Here is a 23,644-nt window from a genome sequence, read left to right on the forward strand (position 1 = left end):
CAATATAACCACTATTGCTTCAGCCCAACACAAGAGCAACTGTGAGCATACTAAAAATGACTCAAACGCCTATCATTCTTCCTTGTCATACAAAAGAACGGTTAATATTTGCCCTTTTGATTTATTTCACTACTAAAAATTAATCAAGTATTGATAATAAACAAAAAAAAACTGTGAAATGTGTAGATAATCTCACCATTGCTTTAAGCGGTGCTAAGAAACTTGCACGTTATCACAAGGTGATAAAAGAGTTCGACTATGCTAGTATACGTTGCTTGTTTGTTAGCCCTGTTTATGTCTTGGCGACATATAACGTTAACATTACCAGCGTACCTTTCTACATAGCTGCTTGTTACATTGGATGTGAAAGATGCTTTACGAAAGCAAATCAATGTTTTCGTAAAGCAATATTTTTGGAAAAAATTTGTCTTATCATCGGTGTTCTGCGAGTGAATGTTGTAAATGCTTGAGCCAGTCCGCATTTTGTAGGCGTCCTTCAACATTAAAGAACCTTCATTTTCAGGTATAACACTATGATTCAAATTTCCCTTGGGTAAAAGTTCGTCTGGAGACAACTCTCAATGAAAAAGACCAAGATCGTATGTACGATTGGACCTAAAACAGAATCTGTAGAAATGCTTACTAAGCTAGTTGACGCTGGCATGAACGTAATGCGCCTTAACTTCTCTCACGGTAACTTTGAAGAGCATGCTGCACGCATCACTAACTACCGTGAAGTAATGGCCAGCACAGGTAAGCAACTTGCGATTCTTCTAGACACTAAAGGTCCAGAAATTCGTACTATCAAGCTTGAAGGCGGTCAAGACTTCTCTCTAGTAGCTGGTCAGGAGTTCACGTTCACAACTGATACTTCTGTAATCGGTAACCAAGATCGCGTAGCGGTAACTTACCCTGGCTTCGCTAAAGATCTGGCAAAAGGCAACACTATCCTTGTTGACGACGGCCTAATCGAAATGGAAGTACTAGAAACCACAGAAACTGACGTTAAGTGTAAAGTACTTAACAACGGTGACCTAGGTGAAAACAAAGGTGTTAACCTACCTGGCGTTTCAGTAAACCTTCCTGCACTATCTGAAAAAGATAAAGCTGACCTAGTATTCGGTTGTGAGCAAGGCGTTGACTTCGTTGCGGCTTCTTTCATTCGTAAAGCGTCTGACGTTAAGGAAATCCGAGAAATCCTTACTGCAAACGGCGGCGAAAGCATCCACATCATCTCTAAGATCGAGAACCAGGAAGGCGTTGACAACTTCGACGAAATCCTTGAGCTATCTGACGGTATCATGGTTGCTCGTGGTGACCTAGGTGTTGAGATCCCAGCTGAAGAAGTTATCTTCGCTCAGAAGATGATGATCGAGAAGTGTAACCGTGCTCGTAAGATGGTTATCACTGCAACTCAGATGCTTGATTCTATGATCAACAACCCACGTCCAACTCGTGCAGAAGCGGGTGACGTAGCGAACGCCGTAATGGATGGTACAGATGCAGTAATGCTATCTGGTGAAACGGCTAAGGGTAAATACCCTGTTGAGTCTGTTTCTATCATGGCTCAAATCTGTTCTCGTACAGATGGCGCGCTTAAAGCTGAACTAGGTTCTCGCCTTGACAGCCCACGCCTACGCATTACTGAAGCAGTATGTAAAGGTGCGGTAGACACAGCTGAGAAACTAGCTGCTCCACTAATCGTTGTTGCAACTGAAGCTGGTAAGTCTGCACGCTCAGTACGTAAGTACTTCCCTACGGCAAACATCATCGCCGTAACGACTAACACTAAGACAGCTGCACAGCTAGTTCTTACAAAAGGCGTTACTCCAGTTGTTGTTGAGTCTATCGACAACACTGACGCGTTCTACGCTCACGGCAAAGAAATTGCTCTAAAAACTGGCCTAGGTGTTAAAGGCGATATCGTTGTTATGGTATCTGGCGCTCTAGTTGCTTCAGGTACAACTAACACTGCTTCTGTACACGTACTGTAAGACAGACTGTTAGAGACAAATACTATAAACGGAAGCCTTTTGGCTTCCGTTTTTTTATGTCCTCTTTCTATCAAACTTCGCCCTATTCCGTGGTAACTACTCACAAATCTGATACCTAGCATTCGCTGTTCATTTTCATCGACGGTATACTCAAAAACCGCGCATTCCTACAGGGAATATCGCTCGATCCATTTGAATACTTAAGAAGCACAGTGAGGAATGCAGTGTCTAGCCCAACCTTAACCAATAAAGTCATGGAAATGATCCGTCAAGACATCTTAAGTGGTGCGTTACTTCCTGGGCAAAAGTTAGTCGTCGCCGAACTTAAAATGCAGTACAACGTTGGTGCTTCACCAATTCGAGAAGCGCTCGTTCAATTATCTTGGCGCAGGTATGTTAATTTCGCCCCTCAAAAAGGGTGTTGGGTGTCACCTGTTTCAGTTGCTGAACTAGAAGACCTCTATGATACTAGCCAAGAGTTATCAAAAATTCTGTTGCAACGTGCTATTGCCAAGGGAGGTGAGGCATGGGAATTAGAGATATTAACCAGCTGCCATAAACTCAATCGAATAAACCCAGCAGAGCCTGATACAAACTTTAACGAATGGGAGCAACGCCATAGTGAATTTCATCTTGCACTACTTTCAGGCAGTCAATCCCCAACACTGTTAGGGCTATACCGAGACGTTTACGAACAGATTGAGCGCTACCGTCATATTTGGGTTAGTCAGCACCGTGCTTACGAAGAGCGCTATCACGATAATGGTGAACATGACGCAATGATGAAGGCGGTACTAGAGAAAGACACTGACCGAGCACTCGAACTGTTTAGTAAGCACTCATTACGTGCTATGGAAATGATCAAAGCTCATTTATGATTCAAGACACAAGTTCGGTTACCAAAATATTTCTTTATGGTGGGTGTTTAACAGCAGTACTGCCAATAAAAAATACAGCGCACTCACATTGAACCCGAGTAAAAATAAGCTTAATACCGTTAATCTCGCGACAAACTTTGCATTCATGGCCTTCCCCTATACGTCACTTTGAACGCAACAACATTAAACAGCACAAACCTTATTAGACTTTAGTCTAATAAGGTGCCATTTTCCGTTGGATTACATATTGAGTTCAGTACAAGCAATAAAAAAACCCAGTGTCAGTAACACTGGGTTTTATACAAGCCATTTGAAGTATCGTTTAAGCTTTTAGCGCTCTTTCGCCGCGAGCGATACCGACCACACCACTTCTGGCAACCTCTAGAATATCTGTTGCTTCACTAACGGCAGAGATGAACGCATCGAGCTTGTCACTCGTACCAGCGAGCTGAATGGTATAAATCTGGCTGGTGACATCGACAATCTGACCACGGAAAATATCGGCAGTTCGTTTGACCTCAGCACGGGCAAAACCGTTGGCTTTCACTTTCACCAGCATCAGCTCACGTTCGACATGTTCACTTTCAGTGATATTACTCACCTTCAGTATATCAATCAGCTTATGCAGCTGCTTTTCGATTTGCTCTAATGCAGCATCATCTTCAACTTGGGTGGTAATATTCAAGCGTGATAATGTCGGATCATCCGTAGGCGCAACGGTTAATGATTCAATGTTATACCCTCGCTGAGAAAACAACCCAACCACTCGAGATAACGCGCCAGATTCGTTTTCTAAGAGTACTGATACAATTCTGCGCATTATGTTCTCTCCGTTTTACTTAGCCACATTTCACTCATAGAACCACCGCGGATCAACATTGGATACACGTGCTCAGTTTCATCTATGCTGATATCGATAAATACCAATTTATCTTTCAGAGCCAGAGCCTTCTCCAGCTCACCTTCAAGCTCTTTCGGATCCGAAATGCGCACTCCAACATGGCCATAAGCTTCAGCGATTGCAGCAAAGTCAGGCACTGAATCCATATAAGAATGGGAGTGGCGGCCTTGATAAATCATATCTTGCCACTGTTTTACCATACCAAGGAAACGGTTATTCAAGTTGATGATCTTCACTGGAATATCATATTGCAACGCAGTAGAAAGCTCCTGAATGTTCATTTGGATACTACCATCACCCGTTACACACACAACTTCTGCATCTGGGAGTGCAAACTTCACTCCCATTGCCGCAGGTAAGCCGAAACCCATAGTGCCTAAGCCACCTGAATTAATCCAACGACGAGGCTTATCAAACGGGTAATACAGTGCCGCAAACATTTGGTGCTGACCAACATCAGATGCAACGTAAGCATCACCATTGGTCAATTTATGCAGTACTTCAATAACCTGCTGTGGCTTAATTCGCTCGTTATCGGTGGTATAATTTAAGCACTGACGAGAGCGCCAAGATTCCACTTCACTCCACCAGCTATCAATTGCCGCTTTATCGTTCTCGCTATTTTGCTCTTCAAGCATTTTTATCATGCCGCTAAGCACAGTATCAGCCGAGCCAACGATAGGAATATCAACTGCGATGGTTTTAGAAATAGACGATGGATCGACATCAATATGCATGATGGTTGCATTCGGACAGTACTTCTCGACGTTATTGGTTGTACGGTCGTCAAAACGCACCCCGATACCAAAGATCAGATCCGAATTATGCATCGCCATATTGGCTTCGTAGGTGCCGTGCATACCAAGCATGCCAAGACAATTCTTGTGGGTTCCCGGAAAAGCACCAAGCCCCATCAAGGTATTCACCACCGGTATGTTCAGCGTTTCAGCCAACTTCAGCAACTGTGAACCACATTCCGCCATGATGGCACCACCACCAACATACAATACTGGTTTTTTAGCACCTAGCAGTGCCTTCAAGCCACGTTTGATCTGCCCTTTATGACCATTGGTCGTCGGGTTGTACGATCGCATCGCGATGGCTTCAGGGTACTTATAAGGGTATGTCTCAGCAGGGTTCAGCATATCTTTGGGAATATCAATAACCACAGGGCCAGGGCGGCCACTTGCAGCGATATAGAATGCTTTTTTAATAATTTCAGGAATGTCTTCTGGCTTTTTCACCAGAAAGCTATGCTTCACAACAGGACGGGAGATCCCCACCATATCACATTCTTGGAAGGCATCATTACCAATCAGGTTGCTCATGACCTGACCAGAAAAGACAACCATAGGAATGGAGTCCATGTAGGCGGTCGCAATGCCAGTAATTGCATTGGTTGCCCCAGGGCCTGAGGTAACAAGTACAACACCTACATCGCCAGTAGCACGCGCATAGCCATCAGCCATGTGTACTGCTGCTTGTTCATGGCGAACGAGGACATGTTCGATATCGCTTTTCTCATGCAGCGCATCGTAAATATCCAATACCGAGCCACCAGGGTATCCGAAGATATGCTTTACGCCTTGATCGATCATTGAACGAACAATCATATCGGCGCCGGACAACATTTCCATATTTCTGCCTCCAGGTTGTGTATATCACCCTGTATAGCTAATTCATCCCGATACGCTTTTCTGAGGCCAGAGCTTCAACTCGATACTCCGGAGGAGAGCATCAGCTTTACCCTGCATGGATTGTACAGATTCAGCATTCAAGATAAACGACCAAGCAATATTACTCTTGTCGTCGTGATGGGTGTTCCCACTCACCAATTAGCTATACAGGTTGATATAACATAGTTAGGGCTTATTTTTAGCCTAATAATGAAATCGAATCGCGTTTTCATGCTATGTCATCAGTGGTTGGTAGTAACAAACCACAATAAACTGCAACAACTGTAACGCTTTTACATCAATCAAGTCTATCGCCTAGAAGCAGTTAAAAGTGATCATCTAAAATGGATAAATATTCATCAAGATAATGAGGCACCAAAATGCCATATCAGTAAATAAATCTAAGTAAGGGGTGAATATAAGTGATATTAACTGGTCAGTCCTGAATTAAAGGACGCGTTCAGCAAAGGAGAGGGAATCTGAGGGGGCGCGATATTCATAACAAAAAGGGAGCCTCGAGGCTCCCTTTATTATGACTACACAATGTTAATTAATGCGATGCTTTTTTATGACTCTCTTCGTACATGTGCTCAATCTCCTGATGGTAGCGATCTTGAATCACTTTACGACGTAGCTTTTGCGTTGGCGTTAATTCGCCTTTATCCATCGAAAAGGCACTTGGCAACAAGGTGAATTTTTTCACCTGTTCAAAGCGAGCGAGATCTTTTTGTAGTTCAACTACACGCTTCTCAATCAGCTCGACAATTTGATTATGTTTAACCAGCTCAAGGCGATCTTTATATTTGATATTCAACTCGCGCGCATGCTCTTCGAGGGTCTCAAAGCAAGGTACGATCAATGCAGAAACAAACTTACGAGTATCAGCAACGACAGCAATTTGCTCGATAAAATGATCTTTACCAATCGCGCCTTCAATTACCTGTGGGGCAATGTACTTACCGCCAGAGGTCTTCATTAGCTCTTTAATGCGATCGGTAATAAACAAGTTACCATTTTCATCAATATGGCCAGCATCACCGGTTTTCAGGAAGCCGTCTTCAGTGAAGTTTTTTGCGGTTTCTTCTGGCATATTGTAGTAACCACGCATGACCATTGGACCACGAACTAAAATCTCATTGTTCTCGCCAATTTTCACTTCAGCGCCAGGCATTGTCATGCCAATAGAGTCAGGGTTGAAGCATTTATCATCCCAGCATGAAACCGTTGCTGTGGTTTCTGTCATGCCGTAGCCTAACTTAACGTTAATACCAATGGCATGGAAGAAGCGGCCGATGCTCTCATCAAGCTTAGCACCACCACATGGCATAAATTTGATACGGCCACCCAGTAAGGCGCGAAGCTTAGACAGCACCATTTTGTCTGCCAGTGCATGACTTTTTTTCAGCATCCAAGACGGTTCGCGGCACTCTTGTTTTGCTAATGCCATACGCGCGCCCATGTTCACAGCCCAGGTGAAGATAGCTTTGCGGTGAACCGGAGCACGAGACACCTTGTCATGCACACCAGAGTAAATTTTTTCATAAACACGAGGTACTGCGGCCATCACATTTGGCTTTATTTCTGCCAATGCTTCTTTCAGTAGGTTCGTGTCAGATAAATAGCAGTTTACCCCGCCTCGGTGCAGTACATAGAATGTCCACGCCCGTTCGAAAACATGAGATAACGGCAGAAAACAAAGAGAGACATCGCCTTCATCAAGGGCAAGGTTCTGATCGTGGCCTTCAAGCTGTGAACCGATGTTCGCGTAATCCAACATCACCCCTTTCGGCGTGCCTGTTGTACCAGAGGTATAAATAAAAGTGAGTAGATCATCCATCGCCATATCATCAAGGCGCTGGGTTAACTCTGCTTCAAACTGCTCACTGCCATTAGCAACAAACTCATCATAGCTAACGACCAACGGATGCTCTGTCAGTTGAACATTATTCGCCATTACCACGATACGCTCTAGCTGAGGACAATCGGCAGCCACGGCTAAGGCCGCATCCAGCTGCTCTTGCTCACCGACAAATAGAATGCGGATATCTGCATCATTGATAATGTATGCAGCCTGCTGAGGTGTATTGGTTGGATAAATTGGCACAGTAACGGCGCGGTTATACAATGAAGCAAAATCTGTCACTGTCCAACGCGGCATATTATTAGAGAAAATACCGACTTTATCTTGAACTTTTAGCCCATGCTCAAGCATTGCTAAAGCGAGTTGATGGATTTCACCACCAAACTCAGACCAGCTAATGTCCTGCCATTGACCATCAACTTGGTGACGTAATGCAACCCTATCGCCTAAGCCGGCAATTTGGGTACGAATTCTGTTAACAATATGAAATTCACGTTTAGCCATAACTACTCTGCCAATTTAGCTTACACCTGTAAGCCTATTCTGCAGGGAATATACCGTTGACGTGGAAAAAGGCAACTACGCAACCTCACAATTTCGTCATTTTTCTGGTATGACCTCCAGTACAATCCCTTTAATTACAAGGGATTTACGAGATGTAATATAAACACTACAAAATGTAAGGAAGTACGTAATACAGGGATAGGTATTCGATTTAAAGAATCTAACACCCTTAATTATAGTATTTTATATTGCGCTACCAATATAAATAAGCCAGCTTACGCTGGCTTATTTAGCTGAGTTAGTGTGAACTATTGCCACATACTGCCAGCAATTGGTCACGCATCCAGATATGTCCTTTATCCTTTTGTGAAGAGTCATGCCAGCTTAAGTAACCACTAATTTTAGCGCCCGAAAATGGCAGAGCCATGATTTTAAGCTGTTGATTGCTCGCGGCAGATTCCGCTAACCAACGAGGAACGACGGCAATTAAGTCAGACTGGCCCGCAACGTAAATAATATTGCTTAAGCTAGCCCCTTGATATGCCTCTTGGTAACTCACATGTTGCTTGTAAATATGATCAGCAAACATTTTAACGCCCGGGATAGATTTCATGACCGCGTGCTTTTCTGTCGCAAACTCAGATTCTGAAATGGTATTACCGATACGAGGGTGATTGCCAGCAGCGATCACAACAAGTTCATCGCTAAATAGCTCGGTGCTGCAGAAACCGGGTTCATCAAAACGCACGTAGTCAATTACAAAGTCAATTTCTTGATAGCGCATTTTTTGCGTTAATTCAGCATCAAATTCAGCTTCTAGCTGCATGCGTAAGTGCGGCGCTTGTTCAGAAACATTACGTAAAATACGTGGGGCAAAACGCATATCCGAAGGGCTGCAAATAGCTAACTTAAAGGTGCGGGTCGATGTCTCTGGTGAGAAAATCGATGACGGCAACTCATTTTTCACTAACTGAAGCGCTTGGCGTAACGGGCCAAATAACTGTTTCGCACGCAGAGTGGGTTGAATACCACGGCCATGACGAATAAACAGCTCATCGTTAAACATTACCTTCAAGCGAGCAACAGCATTACTCACTGCAGGTTGCGACATGCCTAAGCTATGAGCTGCTCGAGTAATATTCTGCTCCTGCATAACGGCATCAAAGACCGTCAATAAATTTAAGTCAACGCTACGCAAGTTTGATTCCAAACTATAACCATCAGCGGAATGAATAGAAGAGCTTCTTCGAGCCATGTTTTTGCCTCTATCTGAACGAATTGTTAGGGCAAAATCCATAATGCCACCAATGAATAATAGAGCTCATCCAAAGCCCTGAAGACTGTTCCCCATGATGGGTGAGGCAAGTATTGTCCAAATAGATTGACGAAATAAATAGGCGGGTACGAGTAAAAATGAACAGTGTTATGTAAAAAAGCAAATTCAGAATACAAACACTTATATATCAGCCACTTAACTCACATATAAAACGTTCTAAAATATCTATAAATAAAATAAAGGTATAATTATAAGTGCCTTAAATACGTTAATCTGCTTATACCCTCAACATTTAAACACCCAATTTTCTTACTCGAAAGTGATTTAATAACTCCCAGTGATTAATGTTCGATGCCGAATTTCTCCCCTTGTTGGTGGAATTTCCAGTACAGCATCTTCTACCGTTTCAGGGAATTCAACTTGTGACCAAAGCTGTTGCCATAATTCATCACAGTGATACCAGTCACCTACCATTATCCACTTTGCCATCGCGTTCGCGACATTAGGGATATTAACGTGCCCGACCGGCTTACTATCCAGCCAATTTCGAACTGCTGATGGCGACAAATACTGCATAGATTGTGCTAACCCCATCAGCTCTAAAGTCATGACATTGCTTTGCTGCTCATACTGACCATGCAAGGGCTTCAATAACAACTTCTTCCCAAGGCTGATTGCCTCAGAGGGCAATTCGAAACCACCATTACCAATCACACCGCTGCAAGTGTGTAAGTGATGATGAAAGTGCTCACGGTGCAATTGGCGCACACTGACGTTGCCATATTCTTCATCTTGGTTTGCCTCTGGGTGAAAGCAATAAAATTTAGTTTCATTAAATCGAGCAAGTAGGTGAAGAATGTTATCAAGACGTTCGAAAGGTAAATACACTAATATCGAACCATCATTGGTGATCGACTGCTCACTTGAAGGAACTATTGGTGGTAAAATCATATGATTAAAATGATACCAATGTACCCCTAATGGCAATGATGATGGGGCAAAATAGCGGGTGATCAATCGGTCACTCCAACGTTCTTCAACCTTTGGTACATCGTGGAGGAAAGCATTTTGGTGACTCAGGCCAATACAGTGCACTTTCTGTCGACGCGCAGCCCATGCGGAAACCGGCTCAAAATCATTAAGCACTAAGTCGTAACTCGATAAATCAAGTTGCTGTATATCTCTGAGTAACGATAGGGGCTGATTTTGTTTTAAGGTCTTCCACTGATTCAATTGCCCATCTTCAGTTACGAACGTTAAGCCTCGCCGTGTTTGATAATCACCAAAACAATCCATATCGAAATATTTGCCTTCAGCTCGACCTGAAAACAAGAAATCAACGTCAGCGCCTACCTCACCTAATGCGCGAGCCAGTTCACGTGCTCGAGAAATATGTCCATTGCCTGTACCTTGCACACCATAAAGAATTTTCATCGTTGCCGCCTATGCCAAACTAACCAATTCAAAACACACAATGCCAAGCAGTGCCCCGACAAAAATATCACTTAAATAATGCACACCAAGTAACACCCTCGAGAATCCAATCGCAATCGCCCAAGGCCAAATAAACCAAGCACAATCTGGGTAAAACGTGGTTATCAGGGATGCCATTACAAATGCTGCAGCTGTATGCCCTGAGGGTAAGCTGTATTTATCTGACGGCTGGATGAAGCTGGGGAACGTTTTAGGTCTAGAGCGCTTAAAGCTGTTTTTCAGCAGTAAATACACCGGAAGCTCGAGAGCAAATGCCATTAGCCCCATCTTTAGGACTTGATGTCCTTGCAGCGGATCCAGTACCCATACCAATACACCAAATACAATATAAAGGTGGCCATCTCCCGTATGGGATATCGCTCGGCTGATCCGAGCGACTTGATAATTAAACCGGTGACAAAGACATAATGTAGAGAATGCAAAATCTAAGCGCTGAATCGGTGCCAGTACGATCATGATCGAATCCTGTCTGATTGATTTATGCTCAGATTAGGAAAACGATATGACAGCGTAGTGACGGTTTCGAGGAGGGATAGTGACAATGTCTATCAGGGGGGCTCCCCCTAATAGACATTAAATACTGTCGTAAATGACAACCGTTAAGCAGTCGCTAACTTTTCATGTTTATGGATCAATTTAAAATCAGCCAAAATGACATAAGCCGCAGGGATCATAAATAATACCAACAACGTCGATGTGAAAATGCCAAATACAATTGAAATCACCAAAGGCTTAATCACCTGTGCTTGTAAACTCGTTTCTAACATCAACGGTAGCAAGCCTGCCGCAGTGGTCAATGAGGTTAGAAATACAGCTCGGAATCGCTCTCGACTTGCCTGCACAACTGCGCGCTGAATATCATCCCCTTCATCAAGGTGATGACGGATATATTGCACCAATAAAATAGAGTCATTCACCACGACACCTGCCAATGACACAAAACCCATCATACTCGGCATACTCAGCGGATGACCTAATAACCAATGCCCCCAAAAAACCCCAATTAGAGCCAATGGAATGGCAAGTAGCACCACAAAAGGTTCAAGGTAGCTTCTAAATTGAAAGCTTAATATTACAAACACCCCAAAGATCCCGAGCATAAAGCCCGTTGCCATCGATTGCCCTGTTTCAGCTGTATCTTTGGCGGCACCTTCAAAATCAAATCGAAGCCCAGGATATTGTTGTTTCAACTTGGGCATCAGTGTTGTTTTAAATTGATTGAGTACTTCACCAGAGCTAATCACGCTCTCTTGTAAGTCGCCATATACACTGAGTGTACGCATACCGTTGATCCGCTGGATACGCACATAATTTCGTTGATGTTCTAAAATCGCGACTGAAGCAAGCGGGATCTGGCCACCATCAGCAAGTACGATGGGAAAACTCGCCAATGTTTGTAGGTCACCGGCTTTTTCTTTATTGAACATCACTTCAATTTCAATGTTTTCTGGCCCTATTTGAATTTCATCGGCGGTTTGACCAAAGTACGCCGATCGCAATTGTGACGCTATCATCTGACCATCAACGCCGAATGATTCCGCCCCAGGGCGCAGCCGAATTAACACTTCAGGTTTCCCCATCCGCATGTCATCCAGTACCCCCGAAACCCCCGCGAACTCATTGAAAAACTGTTGAGTATCAATCGAGGCCGATTTAAGCATCGCCAGATCATCATGTTGCATGCGAACTTCGATCGCACGTCCCCCCGGCCCCATCGCTGGCTGCTTGAACACCAAGGCAACGGGTGCAGCCAATTCTCCAACGTCTTCGCGCCATGCATCGATAAAATCGTCAATCAAACTTTGCCTACTCTCTGCGCTGAGTAAATCCAGCCTGACAGTAGCAACGTGTGGGCCGTTTTCATCGGCATCGGCATTGAAGTTAAATTGCTCGGTAATGTTTTTGACTAACGCGGTACCGCCCTCGTTACGCTCGCTCCATTCATCACCAATACGTTTGGCCGAATCGACTATATCAGCCACCACCATTTCGGTTTGGCTTAAGGTCGACCCTGGCGGTAAAATGACCCGTGCTTCAGCAATATCACCATCCAGCTCTGGAAAACCAACAAACTTCAGCCCGCCTCCGGCCAATAGAGCAAATGATGCAAACAATAAACCAATGACACCGCCCACGAACAAATAACGCCACTGGACAACAGCGGTCACCATTTTGACCAACTGTTCATTCCGAAAACGATCAAAGCGCGCCAGAAAACGCCGCTTCCATTTAGGGGGCTGTTTTTCAAGTGACTGGCGCTTTAGAGAGTGGCTTAAGTGACTAGGTAAAATAAGGAAAGCTTCGACTAAACTGATCGATAACACCAGAATGAGCACTTGTGGTACAACTCTAAGAACGGCCCCCATTTCACCATCGAGAAAGATCAAACTTCCAAAGATACAAATGGTCGTAAGAAAAGATGACACAACACCAGGTAATACCTTTTTAACACCGTTATATACGGCATCTTGGATCTTTTGCCCCCGATCGATATGCGATGCAATTGACTCAGAGATCACTATTGCATCATCCATCATGATCCCGATGGCCATCAACAAGCCAACCAAAGACATGATATTGATCGATAAGGAAAAGGTTGCCATCAAATACATGCTGCCAAGGAAAGCAACGGGCAGCCCAGCCGCAATCCAGAACGAATAGCGGAACGAGAAGAACAACCACATGACGGCAAAAACTAAAACAACCCCTTGCCAACCATTTTTGACCATCATGGTTAGACGATCCCACAATAGTGAAGACAGATCGTTAGTCAGCGTTAATGTTACCCCCGTCGGAGCATGTTGATTTTCTGCCTCAACAAACGCGGCGACCCGCTCTTTGATCCTAAGTGCATCGTCTGATTTATTTTTACTGATCCGCAACATTGCTGATGGCACCCCATCAAACAACACTTTTTGTTCATCAAGGGCGAAACGGTCAGTGATTGTCGCAACATCACCAAGACGGATCACAGCGCCGAGGGTATCGGCGCCGATAACAGTACGTGCGATGGTATCAGGTGTGATTTTTTGCTCATCAAAACGGAGCAGTAAGTTACGATCGGCAAGCTCGATATTACCACTTGGCAACTTGATATTTTGACGGCTGAGTCTATCCGCTATTTCACTAACACTGAGTCCCAGCTGGCGAATCGCGACCTCATCGAGTTCAACCCTTAGCTGATGATCAGAAAAACCACTAACCTCTACCAACGACACCCCATAATCGAGCTTTAGAGTGCGCTTTAACTGCTCAGCATAAGCCTTTAAGTGCGGCAGACTCGTGTCAGCTTTAATCGCCACATCCACCACAGGTTCGTTCCAATCTAACTCTCGAACCATCGGCGATTCAATCTCTGCAGGAAAGTCATTAATCGCATTGATCTGGGTTTGTACATCGACCAACATGCGCGAAACCACATCACTGTTGGTCAACTTAAGGGTCAGCGATGCGGAACCTTCGACTGCCTCACAACGGGTTTCAACAATATTAGCTAATCCATCTACGGCATCTTCCATCCGCATACAGATGCTTTCTTCCACTTCTTGTGGCGAAGCGCCTGGATAGACAACCGAGGCAATAATATAAGGCGGTGCAAATTCAGGAAACGTTTCACGTTTAATTTGAGGTAATGAAACTAGGCCCAATAACAATAGAGCCAGCATCATTAAGTTAGCGGCTGTCGGATGACGAGAGAAATACCGAATCATGATTCCGGCTCCTGCTCTGTCGCCATTTCAACCGATTTTCCGTCAAGGGTGATAACCTTTAATGCCATGCCCGCAACTGCAGGCAAGAGATCATTGAGCACAAGCTGCACTCCTGAAGCTAGATCACCACTAATAGCCACTTGCCTGTCTCGACGGAAAAGCACGGTAACGGGTTGAATTTTCAGGCTGCTATCACTTTCAACCAAGTAGACGTTATCACCATGCAACGCTCGTTCAGGGATCACCCAATGAGGGTTCTTTTGCCCCGACAGTTTTGCTTCAACAAACATACCGTTTACTAGGGGCGGTGCAGTCTCTGGGGATAACTGGCTATAATCCTGAATGACCTCTAAAATCACCCCTACCGTCGCTTGATTGGCATTCACCGTATCACTGATCCTGGCAACTTTCGCAGGCCACTGCTGCACGAAATCCCCACTAGATAATTGAATATAAGCACTTAAATCCAATTGATCAGCTCGAGGACGACCATCGGCATGAGCGGTATATTGCGTTAAGCTAGACGCTAATACTTGCATATCATGCAGTGCGATCTGCGCATCGATCTCTACCATATCGATACCATGCGCCATCACCATAGTTTGCTGGCTGTTTACGACTTGCTCTTGTTCAATATCAACACTCGATATCCTTGCATCAATGGGCAGCGTGATCACTGTTTTTTCCAACGATCTCTCCGCTTCCGTTACTCTAGATTGGTTGACTTCAAACTGGGCTACGGTAACCTTTCTTTCATTCGGCAAGACAATGAGCTGATTTTCGATATCCTGAACAACCTTTTGATTTGATAAAGCATTCTGCTGTTCTAAATCAACTGCTGATTGTGATGTCAGCCCTTTTACGCGTAACTCTTGCTTACGGGCTAACTCTTTCCTACTGATCGCTAAGCGGTTTTTTTCAATTTTCAGTGTTGTTTTAAGGTTCTGCTCTTCTTGGGCTAATTTAGCAAGTTGAGCCTGACTGGCACTGACATCAGCCTGCGCTTGTGCCAGCAGTAATTCATAGTCCAACGGATCAATTTTCAGCAGTACTGTGCCTGCATCTAATACACGGCCTTTATTTAAATCAGGATGTCGATAAACGACCTTTCCCGATACTTCGGCAATCGCCTGCCATTCGACTTTAGGTGCCACGCGACCAAAACCAGCCGCTTCTGGTGCGATCAACTGCTGCTGTAAACTGATAACATCGACCACGCGAGCTCGCTCAAGTGCAGGCTTTACCTCCGGTGAAGGGCGGAGCTTAATGGCCATCACAAGGATCAACGCACCAAGGAATATTGCTGGAAAAATGAGAAGTTTTCGGTTTTTCAACATGCTGTACTCTCTTCCTTTGGCACCATTAGTCCATGTATTAGCAAATTAACATTGTGCTCAGCTAACTCTGCTAAATAAGCTTCATTCATTTCCACCCCCTGCCGTTCAAGCATGGAAGGAGGGGCGAGGAAAGGGAATATCATCAAACTAATAAAGCTCATCCGCGCTTTATCCGGGCACACGCCAGGCTGAAGTTGTCCCTGCTCTTGAAGTTGCTTGAACATCAGGTTGGCAACCGGACGAGCAACATCTTGCATTATTTTTTCCATTGTTTGACGCTGCAGATCGGTCGATTCCATCATCATCGATCGTGCAATCAATTTGGGCATATCAGGGGTAGGCGCCATGATCCGATAATAAGTACGCATCAAGTCCCCCAAGGAGTCAAAATCCCCCTTACTTTGGACGATCTCTAACTGGGCGCGGATAGGCGCGATCGTTTCACGCAACATGGTTTCGTACAAACCGGCTTTATTGGCAAAATAATACCGGATCAACGCCACGTTCACTTCTGCTCGCGCAGCTATCATTCGCGTCGAAACCTTACTGTAAGGTAAAATGACGAACAGCTTTCTCGCCTCATCTATCAACCGCTCACGAGCGTCAGATTCACCAACAGGGCGCCCCGCTTTTCCAGCCATCACTCCACCTCTATATGCTTGCCATTCAAGCTTAATTTAATTAATCAGCTGATTAATATTAGCCCATCACACCAGTAAGAAAATCAGAATAATTAGCCACTATTTAAACAAATGATTAATTAACTATACGCGACTCCCAACAGCCGAAAGTGACACCGTTAACAAATAAAAAACAATTTACGTAACCTTATTGTTATGAATAGCGCCGTCAGACATTCACTGGGGCTATACCCTCTCATTGAATACAACTGGTCTGATATCTACCTATAATGTTAATAATCAACTTAATAACCACAAAAACAAAATAAACATGCAATTAATGGTTGACGGTAGCACTGTCTATTTGGTATTCATTTGTTAACCAACTTTGTGGATATATTTCAATTATGAAAACACGTTTCTCAATGCTCCTAAGCCTCCTCCTTATCGTGAATAATTTGCGCGGGTAGCTTATGGGTGGGAAACACCACTAAGAATTCAAAAAACCCGCGCAGTCAGCGCGGGTTTTTTCATATTACAAAGCCAGCGCAAGCGGATGCAGACTAAGCCAATACAGGCAGGCGAACGAAAGGAAGTTGCAATGAAAGATCAAGTCATTATTTTCGATACCACTTTGCGTGATGGTGAGCAGGCCCTATCAGCCAGCTTGACGGTAAAAGAAAAACTACAAATTGCCTACGCCCTTGAGCGTCTAGGTGTTGATGTGATTGAAGCCGGTTTTCCAATTTCTTCACCGGGTGACTTTGAGTCAGTTCAAACCATTGCTAAGCACATTAAAAATAGTCGAATTTGTGCACTTTCTCGTGCCGTTGCCAAAGACATCGATGTCGCAGCCGAATCGCTAAAGGTCGCAGAAGCTTTCCGTATCCATACTTTCATCTCAACCTCGACCGTCCACGTTCAAGACAAGCTGCGCCGCAGCTATGACGACGTAATTGAAATGGGTGTAGCAGCAGTAAAACGCGCACGTAACTACACCGACGATGTTGAGTTTTCTTGTGAAGATGCGGGTCGTACCCCAATTGATAATCTGTGCCGCATGGTAGAAGCCGCGATCAACGCCGGTGCAAACACCATCAATATTCCAGATACCGTAGGTTACACCTTACCCAATGAGTTTGGCGGTATCGTTAGCCAGTTATTCGAACGTGTACCAAACATCGATAAAGCCATTATCTCAGTACACTGTCATGATGACTTGGGCATGTCGGTCGCAAACTCAATGGCAGCCGTTCAAGCGGGTGCTCGTCAAGTCGAAGGAACAATTAATGGACTGGGTGAGCGTGCAGGTAACTGTTCACTAGAAGAAATCGCGATGATCATCAAAACACGCGCTGATTTCCTGGGTGTTCACACCAACCTTAAGCATGATGAAATTCACCGCACCAGCAAGATGGTTAGCCAGCTTTGTAATATGCCTATTCAAGCAAACAAAGCCATTGTTGGGGCCAACGCCTTTAGCCACTCATCAGGTATTCACCAAGATGGCATGCTAAAGAACAAAAACACCTACGAGATCATGACCCCCGAGACAATTGGTCTTAAGAATCAAGCCTTGAACCTAACGTCACGCTCTGGCCGTGCCGCAGTGAAAAGCCATATGGATACATTGGGTTATACCGAAAACGAGTACAACCTAGATGAACTATATGCCGACTTCCTAAAACTTGCCGACCGCAAAGGCCAAGTGTTCGACTATGACCTAGAAGCCCTAATGCATTTTGCTAACCTGCGCGATGAAGATGACTTCTTCAAGCTGAACTACCTTAGTGTTCAATCGGGCAGTGTTATGGCCACCACCAGCATCAAACTGCAATGTGGCGATGAAGAGAAATGTGAAGCGGCTGTCGGCAACGGTCCGGTTGATGCGCTATACCAGTGTATCTACCGCCTAACAGGCTATGAAATCGTATTGGATAAGTTCGACCTTACAGCCAAAGGTGAAGGTGAAGATGGCCTAGGCCAAGCAGACATTATCGCCAACTACAAAGGTCGTAAGTACCACGGTACAGGTCTAGCAACAGATATCGTTGAAGCATCAGGTCAAGCCCTACTACACGTGATAAATAGTATTCATCGCGCAGATCAAATTGAAGAAATTAAACAAAAATCCCAAATGGAGACAGTATAACCATGGCAGGTACATATAAAATTGCCGTTTTACCGGGTGACGGTATTGGTCCAGAAGTAATGCAACAAGCACACAAGGTGCTAGATGCCGCTCAAGAAAAATTTGGTTTCACCCTTACCTGCAACGAATATGATGTCGGTGGTATTGCTATCGACAACCATGGTTGTCCTCTTCCTGATGCAACATTAAAAGGTTGTGAAGAGTCAGATGCCGTTCTATTTGGCTCGGTAGGTGGTCCAAAATGGGAGCACCTTGCACCGAATGATCAACCAGAGCGTGGGGCGCTGCTACCATTACGCAAGCATTTCCAACTGTTCTGTAACCTACGTCCAGCACAGATCCACAGTGGCCTAGAAGCATTCTCACCACTACGCGCAGATATTTCAGAGCGTGGCTTTGATATTGTTGTCGTACGTGAGCTAACAGGTGGCATCTACTTCGGTCAGCCAAAAGGTCGCGAAGGCGAAGGTCCACAAGAAAAAGCTTATGATACCGAAGTGTATCATCGCTATGAAATTGACCGTATTGCCCGTATCGCGTTTGAATCTGCCATGTTACGTAAAAAGAACGTCTACTCAATTGATAAAGCAAACGTGCTACAAAGCTCTATCTTATGGCGTGAAGTGGTTGAAGAAGTTGCAAAAGACTACCCAGAAGTCACGCTAAACCACATGTACATTGATAACGCGACCATGCAGTTGATCAAAGATCCTTCACAGTTTGATGTAATGCTGTGTTCTAACATCTTTGGTGACATCATCTCTGATGAGTGCGCAATGATCACCGGCTCTATGGGCATGCTTCCGTCAGCCAGCCTAAACCAAGACAAGTTCGGCATGTATGAGCCAGCAGGTGGTTCTGCGCCTGATATCGCTGGTAAAAACATCGCCAACCCTGTTGCTCAAATCCTATCAGCGGCATTAATGCTGCGCTATAGCTTAGGTGAAGACGATGCAGCTCGCGCTATCGAGCTGGCAGTATCACAAGCACTGGAAGCCGGTGAGTTAACAGCTGACCTAGCGGGGAATACCCCAGCTCTAAGCACCAGTGAGATGGGCGATAAGATTGCCCAGTACATTCGTCAAGCCTAAGATCGCAACAAGGAGCAAGAGCAATGTCAAATAACAAAGCGCCTAAGACGCTATATGAAAAAGTCTACGATGCCCACGTTGCGGTCGCCGCTGAAGGTGAAAACCCGATTTTATACATCGACCGTCACCTAGTACATGAAGTGACCTCACCGCAGGCATTCGACGGACTACGAGAAAAAGGCCGTAAGGTACGCCAAGTGGGCAAAACATTTGCCACGATGGATCATAATGTATCAACGCAGACCAAAGACATTAACGCGTCTGGTGAAATGGCGCGTATTCAGATGGAAACCCTGGCCAAAAACTGTGAAGAATTTGGCGTCACTCTGTATGACCTTAATCACAAGTACCAAGGTATCGTCCATGTAATGGGGCCTGAGCTTGGCATTACCCTACCGGGTATGACCATTGTTTGTGGTGATTCACACACCGCAACTCACGGTGCATTCGGTTCATTAGCATTTGGTATCGGTACGTCTGAAGTTGAGCATGTATTGGCAACGCAAACCTTAAAGCAGGCACGAGCCAAGACCATGAAAATTGAGGTCAAAGGCCAAGTTGCTGAAGGCATTACCGCAAAAGATATCGTACTGGCGATCATTGGCAAAACGACCGCGGCAGGTGGTACAGGCTATGTAGTTGAGTTCTGTGGTGAAGCCATCACCGACCTAACGATGGAAGGTCGAATGACGGTTTGTAACATGGCCATTGAACTTGGTGCTAAAGCTGGTTTGATCGCACCGGATCAAACCACCTTCGATTACATCAAAGATCGCAAGTTCTCGCCAACAGGCGGTAACCTTGATGCCGCTATCGAATACTGGAAGACCCTGAAAACAGATGCCAACGCAGAGTTTGATGCTGTCGTAACACTAGAAGCGAAAGACATCAAACCGCAGGTAACTTGGGGAACAAACCCTGGCCAAGTGATTGCCGTTGATCAACCAATTCCAACCCCTACGGACTTTACCGATCCAGTAGAGCAAGCTTCTGCAGAGAAAGCATTGGCTTATATGGGCTTAGAAGCTGGCAAAAAACTGTCTGATTTCAGTATCGATAAAGTGTTTATAGGTTCTTGCACCAACTCGCGTATAGAAGATATGCGAGCAGCGGCTGCAATCGCTAAAGGTCGTAAAGTAGCAGCAAATGTTCAGGCGCTTGTTGTACCAGGTTCTGAACAAGTTAAAGCACAAGCCGAGAAAGAAGGTTTGGATAAAATCTTCATCGATGCAGGTTTTGAATGGCGCCTACCAGGCTGTTCAATGTGCCTAGCAATGAACAATGATCGCCTTGGCCCTGGCGAGCGCTGCGCGTCAACCAGCAACCGTAACTTTGAAGGCCGCCAAGGCCGTGATGGCCGAACGCATCTAGTCAGCCCAGCCATGGCTGCAGCAGCGGCATGTGCTGGTCACTTTGTCGATATCCGTGAACTAGATAACGTTGCAGTAACTGCTTGAGAAAAGGAACGAAACAATGACAGGATTTAAACAACATACTGGCTTGGTTGTTCCATTGGATGCCGCCAACGTCGACACCGATGCCATCATTCCAAAGCAGTTTTTACAGAAAGTAACTCGCACCGGTTTTGGTCAGCATCTATTCAATGATTGGCGTTTCCTTGATGATGCAGGCAAACAGCCAAACCCTGAGTTTGTGATGAATGCCCCACGCTATCAAGGTGCAAGCATCTTGCTAGCTCGCGAAAACTTTGGTTGTGGTTCATCTCGCGAACACGCCCCTTGGGCATTAGCCGATTACGGTATCCAAGTGATGATCGCACCGAGCTTTGCTGACATCTTCTATGGCAACTCAATCAATAACCAAATGGTACCTGTTCGTCTAACCGATCAAGAAGTTGATGAGATCTTCCAATTTGTTGAAGCCAATGAAGGCGCGGAAGTGACGGTTGATCTAGAAGCGATGCGCGTGACAGCCAACGGCAAACAATACAGCTTTGAAATTGATGAATTCCGTCGCCACTGTCTGTTAAACGGCTTGGATAACATCGGCCTGACCTTACAGCATGAAGATAAGATTTCAGCTTATGAAGAAAACATTCCCGCTTTTCTTGCATAATCTTCTGCGGTAATTAACTATCAACACCTCGGTTAGCGCCGGGGTGTTTTTTTATCTAGGCATGAAATAAATATTGATAAACCAAGGTCATATATAATTAATACCAATCTGGGTAAATAACAAAAAAGCCAGCAAGCCCACACTAAGGATTTCTCATGCGCCTATTCGCCGCCTGTTTACTGCTACTCACTTCAACATTCTCACTGGCAGCCCCCAAGGCCGATCTCTGGGCTTATTGGCAAGCAAACAATGCATCCAATCAACAAGTTATTGACCACCAGCGTTGGCAAACACTACTTGATAAATACCTAAAAGTTCAGTCAAACCAAACTCTTTTTCGCTATCAGACGGTCACGAGTGATGACAAATATGAGTTAAATCGCTATATCCGAGAACTCACTGACAGCGATCCGCGTCAATTGAATCGTAACGAACAGTTTGCTTACTGGGTAAACCTCTACAATGCACTAACAGTACAGCTGATCCTCGACAACTACCCAGTTAAATCCATCACCAAATTAGGCGGCTTTTTTAGTTTTGGGCCATGGAATGAAAAGCTGATCACCATCAGTGGCCAGACGCTATCCCTAAATGACATTGAACATCGGATCTTACGTCCGATCTGGCAAGACCCTCGTATTCACTATGCTGTAAACTGTGCCAGTCTCGGTTGCCCTGATCTGCTACCAACAGCCTTTACATCGAAGAGCAATGAATCATTACTTGAGCAAGCAGCGCATCGCTTTATCAATAGCAGTAAAGGTGTAAGTGCCGCAGGCACGAGTGTTCGCTTGTCATCCATTTATGACTGGTATAGCAGTGACTTTGGTACTTTGTCACAGCTACAAAATCACATCAATCAATATCATCAGGGCGCAACGATCCAGCTCAATAAGGTGCGTTATGACTACAATTGGTCATTAAATGAAGCGCGTTAAGCGCCTTGCCGCGTCGTAAGTAATCACCGTTTTGCGCTGGCAACAAAATAGTAGGCACATTACAATAGCGCTCGTCTTCGTTGGGGTTTCCCCAACCCACCTTCCTCTCGCAGGATGCGAGAGTATCAGGAGCGCACCGTGAAACAGCTATTACCCATCATTACCCTTTCTATCGCAGCAAGTTCCGCTTGGGCTTCAGACAATACCCTTACCGTGTATACCTACAGTTCATTCGCTTCAGATTGGGGACCCGGTCCAGCAATCAAGCAAGCATTTGAAGCCGAGTGTGATTGTGATCTTGAGATGATTGCGTTGGATGATGGGGTATCAATCCTGAATCGTGTCCGCCTAGAGGGCAAGAACACCAAGGCCGATGTACTGCTGGGGCTTGATAACAATCTTATCAGCGAAGCAAAGAAGACAGGGCTTCTGGCCGAACACCAAGTTGATACCAGCAACGTGAACTTGCCAAATGGCTGGTCAGATACCACTTTCGTACCGTATGACTTTGGCTATTTTGCCTTTGTTTATGACAGCAGCAAGCTGACGAACCCACCTAAAAGTCTGAAAGAACTCGTTGCTAGGGATGATCTCAGCATTATCTATCAAGATCCCCGCACTTCAACACCAGGGCAAGGGCTGATGCTGTGGGTGAAATCCGTCTACGGTGACAAGTCTGCAGAAGCTTGGCAGCAACTAGCAAAGAAAACCGTTACGGTGACTAAAGGTTGGTCTGAAGCCTATAGCATGTTCCTCAAAGGGGAGTCTGATATGGTGCTGTCATATACGACCTCACCCGCCTATCACCTAATTGCGGAAAGCGACGATAAATACAAAGCCGCTGACTTTAGCGAAGGGCACTATATGCAGGTCGAGGTTGCCGCGAAATTAAAAAGTAGCCCCAACCAGGCACTGGCAGATCAATTCATGGCTTTTATCTTAACGCCTGAATTCCAATCTGTGATCCCAACTGGTAATTGGATGTACCCTGTCATTAAGCAAACGCTTCCTGAGGGGTTTGAACAGCTTACCCTCCCAGCCACATCGCTAGAGTTTGATGCTGATAAAGTATCGGATCAGCGACGAAATTGGATTAGAGAGTGGCAACAAGCGCTAACCCGATAGTAGGCACTCAC

General features: G+C 45.0%; 18 protein-coding genes. 8 read left to right on the forward strand and 10 right to left on the reverse strand.

Annotated features, from left to right (window positions below; translation table 11 throughout):
- Positions 1-581: 581 nt before the first annotated feature.
- Positions 582-1,994 carry a pyruvate kinase PykF gene (pykF, locus tag L4D09_RS10125; protein ID WP_428457384.1) on the forward strand — a complete coding sequence of 471 codons (1,413 nt, stop codon included), beginning with the start codon at positions 582-584 and terminating at the stop codon, positions 1,992-1,994.
- Positions 1,995-2,248: 254 nt separating this feature from the next.
- A complete protein-coding gene (locus L4D09_RS10130) occupies positions 2,249-2,872 on the forward strand; it encodes a GntR family transcriptional regulator (protein WP_428457443.1) in 624 nt (207 codons plus the stop codon).
- Between the two features lie 18 nt (positions 2,873-2,890).
- On the opposite strand, the gene L4D09_RS10135 is transcribed toward L4D09_RS10130, so the two are convergent.
- From L4D09_RS10135 to L4D09_RS10180, 10 genes are all read right to left on the reverse strand, one after another.
- Entirely contained in the window at positions 2,891-3,019 is a 129-nt protein-coding gene (locus tag L4D09_RS10135) for a hypothetical protein (RefSeq protein WP_428457385.1), read from the reverse strand.
- 175 nt (positions 3,020-3,194) lie between these two features.
- On the reverse strand, positions 3,195-3,692 hold the full coding sequence (gene ilvN / locus L4D09_RS10140) for an acetolactate synthase small subunit (RefSeq protein WP_428457386.1): 498 nt from the start codon (positions 3,690-3,692) through the stop codon (positions 3,195-3,197).
- Entirely contained in the window at positions 3,692-5,410 is a 1,719-nt protein-coding gene (locus L4D09_RS10145; protein WP_428457387.1) for an acetolactate synthase 3 large subunit, read from the reverse strand. Before L4D09_RS10145 ends, ilvN begins: the two co-directional genes overlap by 1 nt.
- 589 nt (positions 5,411-5,999) lie before the next feature.
- Entirely contained in the window at positions 6,000-7,814 is a 1,815-nt protein-coding gene (locus tag L4D09_RS10150; protein ID WP_428457388.1) for an AMP-dependent synthetase/ligase, read from the reverse strand.
- Between the two features lie 298 nt (positions 7,815-8,112).
- A complete protein-coding gene (leuO, locus tag L4D09_RS10155; protein WP_428457444.1) occupies positions 8,113-9,069 on the reverse strand; it encodes a transcriptional regulator LeuO in 957 nt (318 codons plus the stop codon).
- A 345-nt stretch (positions 9,070-9,414) separates the two neighbouring features.
- Positions 9,415-10,524 carry an MJ1255/VC2487 family glycosyltransferase gene (locus L4D09_RS10160; RefSeq protein ID WP_428457389.1) on the reverse strand — a complete coding sequence of 370 codons (1,110 nt, stop codon included), beginning with the start codon at positions 10,522-10,524 and terminating at the stop codon, positions 9,415-9,417.
- 9 nt (positions 10,525-10,533) lie between these two features.
- A complete protein-coding gene (locus L4D09_RS10165; protein ID WP_428457390.1) occupies positions 10,534-11,040 on the reverse strand; it encodes a phosphatase PAP2 family protein in 507 nt (168 codons plus the stop codon).
- A gap of 143 nt (positions 11,041-11,183) precedes the next feature.
- Positions 11,184-14,294 (reverse strand): efflux RND transporter permease subunit, encoded by a 3,111-nt coding sequence (locus L4D09_RS10170; protein WP_428457391.1) that lies wholly within the window; start codon positions 14,292-14,294, stop codon positions 11,184-11,186.
- On the reverse strand, positions 14,291-15,631 hold the full coding sequence (locus L4D09_RS10175) for an efflux RND transporter periplasmic adaptor subunit (protein WP_428457392.1): 1,341 nt from the start codon (positions 15,629-15,631) through the stop codon (positions 14,291-14,293). Before L4D09_RS10175 ends, L4D09_RS10170 begins: the two co-directional genes overlap by 4 nt.
- Complete coding sequence (locus tag L4D09_RS10180; protein WP_428457393.1) at positions 15,625-16,272, reverse strand: TetR/AcrR family transcriptional regulator; 648 nt, start codon at positions 16,270-16,272, stop codon at positions 15,625-15,627. The genes L4D09_RS10175 and L4D09_RS10180 overlap by 7 nt, the downstream gene beginning before the upstream one ends.
- 580 nt (positions 16,273-16,852) lie before the next feature.
- Here L4D09_RS10180 and leuA point away from each other — a divergent pair.
- The 6 genes from leuA (at position 16,853) to thiB (ending at position 23,633) form a co-directional block, all read left to right on the forward strand.
- On the forward strand, positions 16,853-18,403 hold the full coding sequence (leuA, locus tag L4D09_RS10185; RefSeq protein WP_428457394.1) for a 2-isopropylmalate synthase: 1,551 nt from the start codon (positions 16,853-16,855) through the stop codon (positions 18,401-18,403).
- 2 nt (positions 18,404-18,405) lie between these two features.
- Positions 18,406-19,494: a 3-isopropylmalate dehydrogenase gene (gene leuB, locus L4D09_RS10190; RefSeq protein WP_428457395.1), complete on the forward strand. Its 1,089-nt coding sequence runs from the start codon at positions 18,406-18,408 to the stop codon at positions 19,492-19,494.
- 23 nt (positions 19,495-19,517) lie between these two features.
- Complete coding sequence (leuC, locus tag L4D09_RS10195; RefSeq protein ID WP_428457396.1) at positions 19,518-20,951, forward strand: 3-isopropylmalate dehydratase large subunit; 1,434 nt, start codon at positions 19,518-19,520, stop codon at positions 20,949-20,951.
- Positions 20,952-20,967: 16 nt separating this feature from the next.
- The gene (gene leuD / locus L4D09_RS10200; protein WP_428457397.1) at positions 20,968-21,570 is read left to right on the forward strand and encodes a 3-isopropylmalate dehydratase small subunit; all 603 of its coding nucleotides are present in this window, start codon (positions 20,968-20,970) and stop codon (positions 21,568-21,570) included.
- A gap of 155 nt (positions 21,571-21,725) precedes the next feature.
- Entirely contained in the window at positions 21,726-22,508 is a 783-nt protein-coding gene (locus tag L4D09_RS10205) for a DUF547 domain-containing protein (RefSeq protein WP_428457398.1), read from the forward strand.
- A 114-nt stretch (positions 22,509-22,622) separates the two neighbouring features.
- Positions 22,623-23,633 (forward strand): thiamine ABC transporter substrate binding subunit, encoded by a 1,011-nt coding sequence (gene thiB, locus L4D09_RS10210; protein ID WP_428457399.1) that lies wholly within the window; start codon positions 22,623-22,625, stop codon positions 23,631-23,633.
- The last annotated feature ends 11 nt before the right edge of the window (positions 23,634-23,644 follow it).

It is taken from the genome of Photobacterium makurazakiensis (genome assembly GCF_050336715.1).
GTDB classification, from domain to species: domain Bacteria; phylum Pseudomonadota; class Gammaproteobacteria; order Enterobacterales; family Vibrionaceae; genus Photobacterium; species Photobacterium makurazakiensis.

Excerpts from the sequence above, each read along its gene's own strand:
- L4D09_RS10165 (WP_428457390.1), bottom strand. The coding sequence starts at position 11,040 with ATGATCGTACTGGCACCGATTCAGCGCTTAGATTTTGCATTCTCTACA.
- L4D09_RS10135 (WP_428457385.1), bottom strand. The coding sequence starts at position 3,019 with ATGAATGCAAAGTTTGTCGCGAGATTAACGGTATTAAGCTTATTTTTA.
- leuA (WP_428457394.1), top strand. The coding sequence starts at position 16,853 with ATGAAAGATCAAGTCATTATTTTCGATACCACTTTGCGTGATGGTGAG.
- leuC (WP_428457396.1), top strand. The coding sequence starts at position 19,518 with ATGTCAAATAACAAAGCGCCTAAGACGCTATATGAAAAAGTCTACGAT.
- L4D09_RS10150 (WP_428457388.1), bottom strand. The coding sequence starts at position 7,814 with ATGGCTAAACGTGAATTTCATATTGTTAACAGAATTCGTACCCAAATT.
- pykF (WP_428457384.1), top strand. The coding sequence starts at position 582 with ATGAAAAAGACCAAGATCGTATGTACGATTGGACCTAAAACAGAATCT.
- ilvN (WP_428457386.1), bottom strand. The coding sequence starts at position 3,692 with ATGCGCAGAATTGTATCAGTACTCTTAGAAAACGAATCTGGCGCGTTA.
- thiB (WP_428457399.1), top strand. The coding sequence starts at position 22,623 with ATGCGAGAGTATCAGGAGCGCACCGTGAAACAGCTATTACCCATCATT.
- L4D09_RS10160 (WP_428457389.1), bottom strand. The coding sequence starts at position 10,524 with ATGAAAATTCTTTATGGTGTGCAAGGTACAGGCAATGGACATATTTCT.
- L4D09_RS10205 (WP_428457398.1), top strand. The coding sequence starts at position 21,726 with ATGCGCCTATTCGCCGCCTGTTTACTGCTACTCACTTCAACATTCTCA.
- L4D09_RS10145 (WP_428457387.1), bottom strand. The coding sequence starts at position 5,410 with ATGGAAATGTTGTCCGGCGCCGATATGATTGTTCGTTCAATGATCGAT.
- L4D09_RS10180 (WP_428457393.1), bottom strand. The coding sequence starts at position 16,272 with ATGGCTGGAAAAGCGGGGCGCCCTGTTGGTGAATCTGACGCTCGTGAG.
- leuB (WP_428457395.1), top strand. The coding sequence starts at position 18,406 with ATGGCAGGTACATATAAAATTGCCGTTTTACCGGGTGACGGTATTGGT.
- L4D09_RS10170 (WP_428457391.1), bottom strand. The coding sequence starts at position 14,294 with ATGATTCGGTATTTCTCTCGTCATCCGACAGCCGCTAACTTAATGATG.
- leuD (WP_428457397.1), top strand. The coding sequence starts at position 20,968 with ATGACAGGATTTAAACAACATACTGGCTTGGTTGTTCCATTGGATGCC.
- L4D09_RS10130 (WP_428457443.1), top strand. The coding sequence starts at position 2,249 with ATGGAAATGATCCGTCAAGACATCTTAAGTGGTGCGTTACTTCCTGGG.
- leuO (WP_428457444.1), bottom strand. The coding sequence starts at position 9,069 with ATGGCTCGAAGAAGCTCTTCTATTCATTCCGCTGATGGTTATAGTTTG.
- L4D09_RS10175 (WP_428457392.1), bottom strand. The coding sequence starts at position 15,631 with ATGTTGAAAAACCGAAAACTTCTCATTTTTCCAGCAATATTCCTTGGT.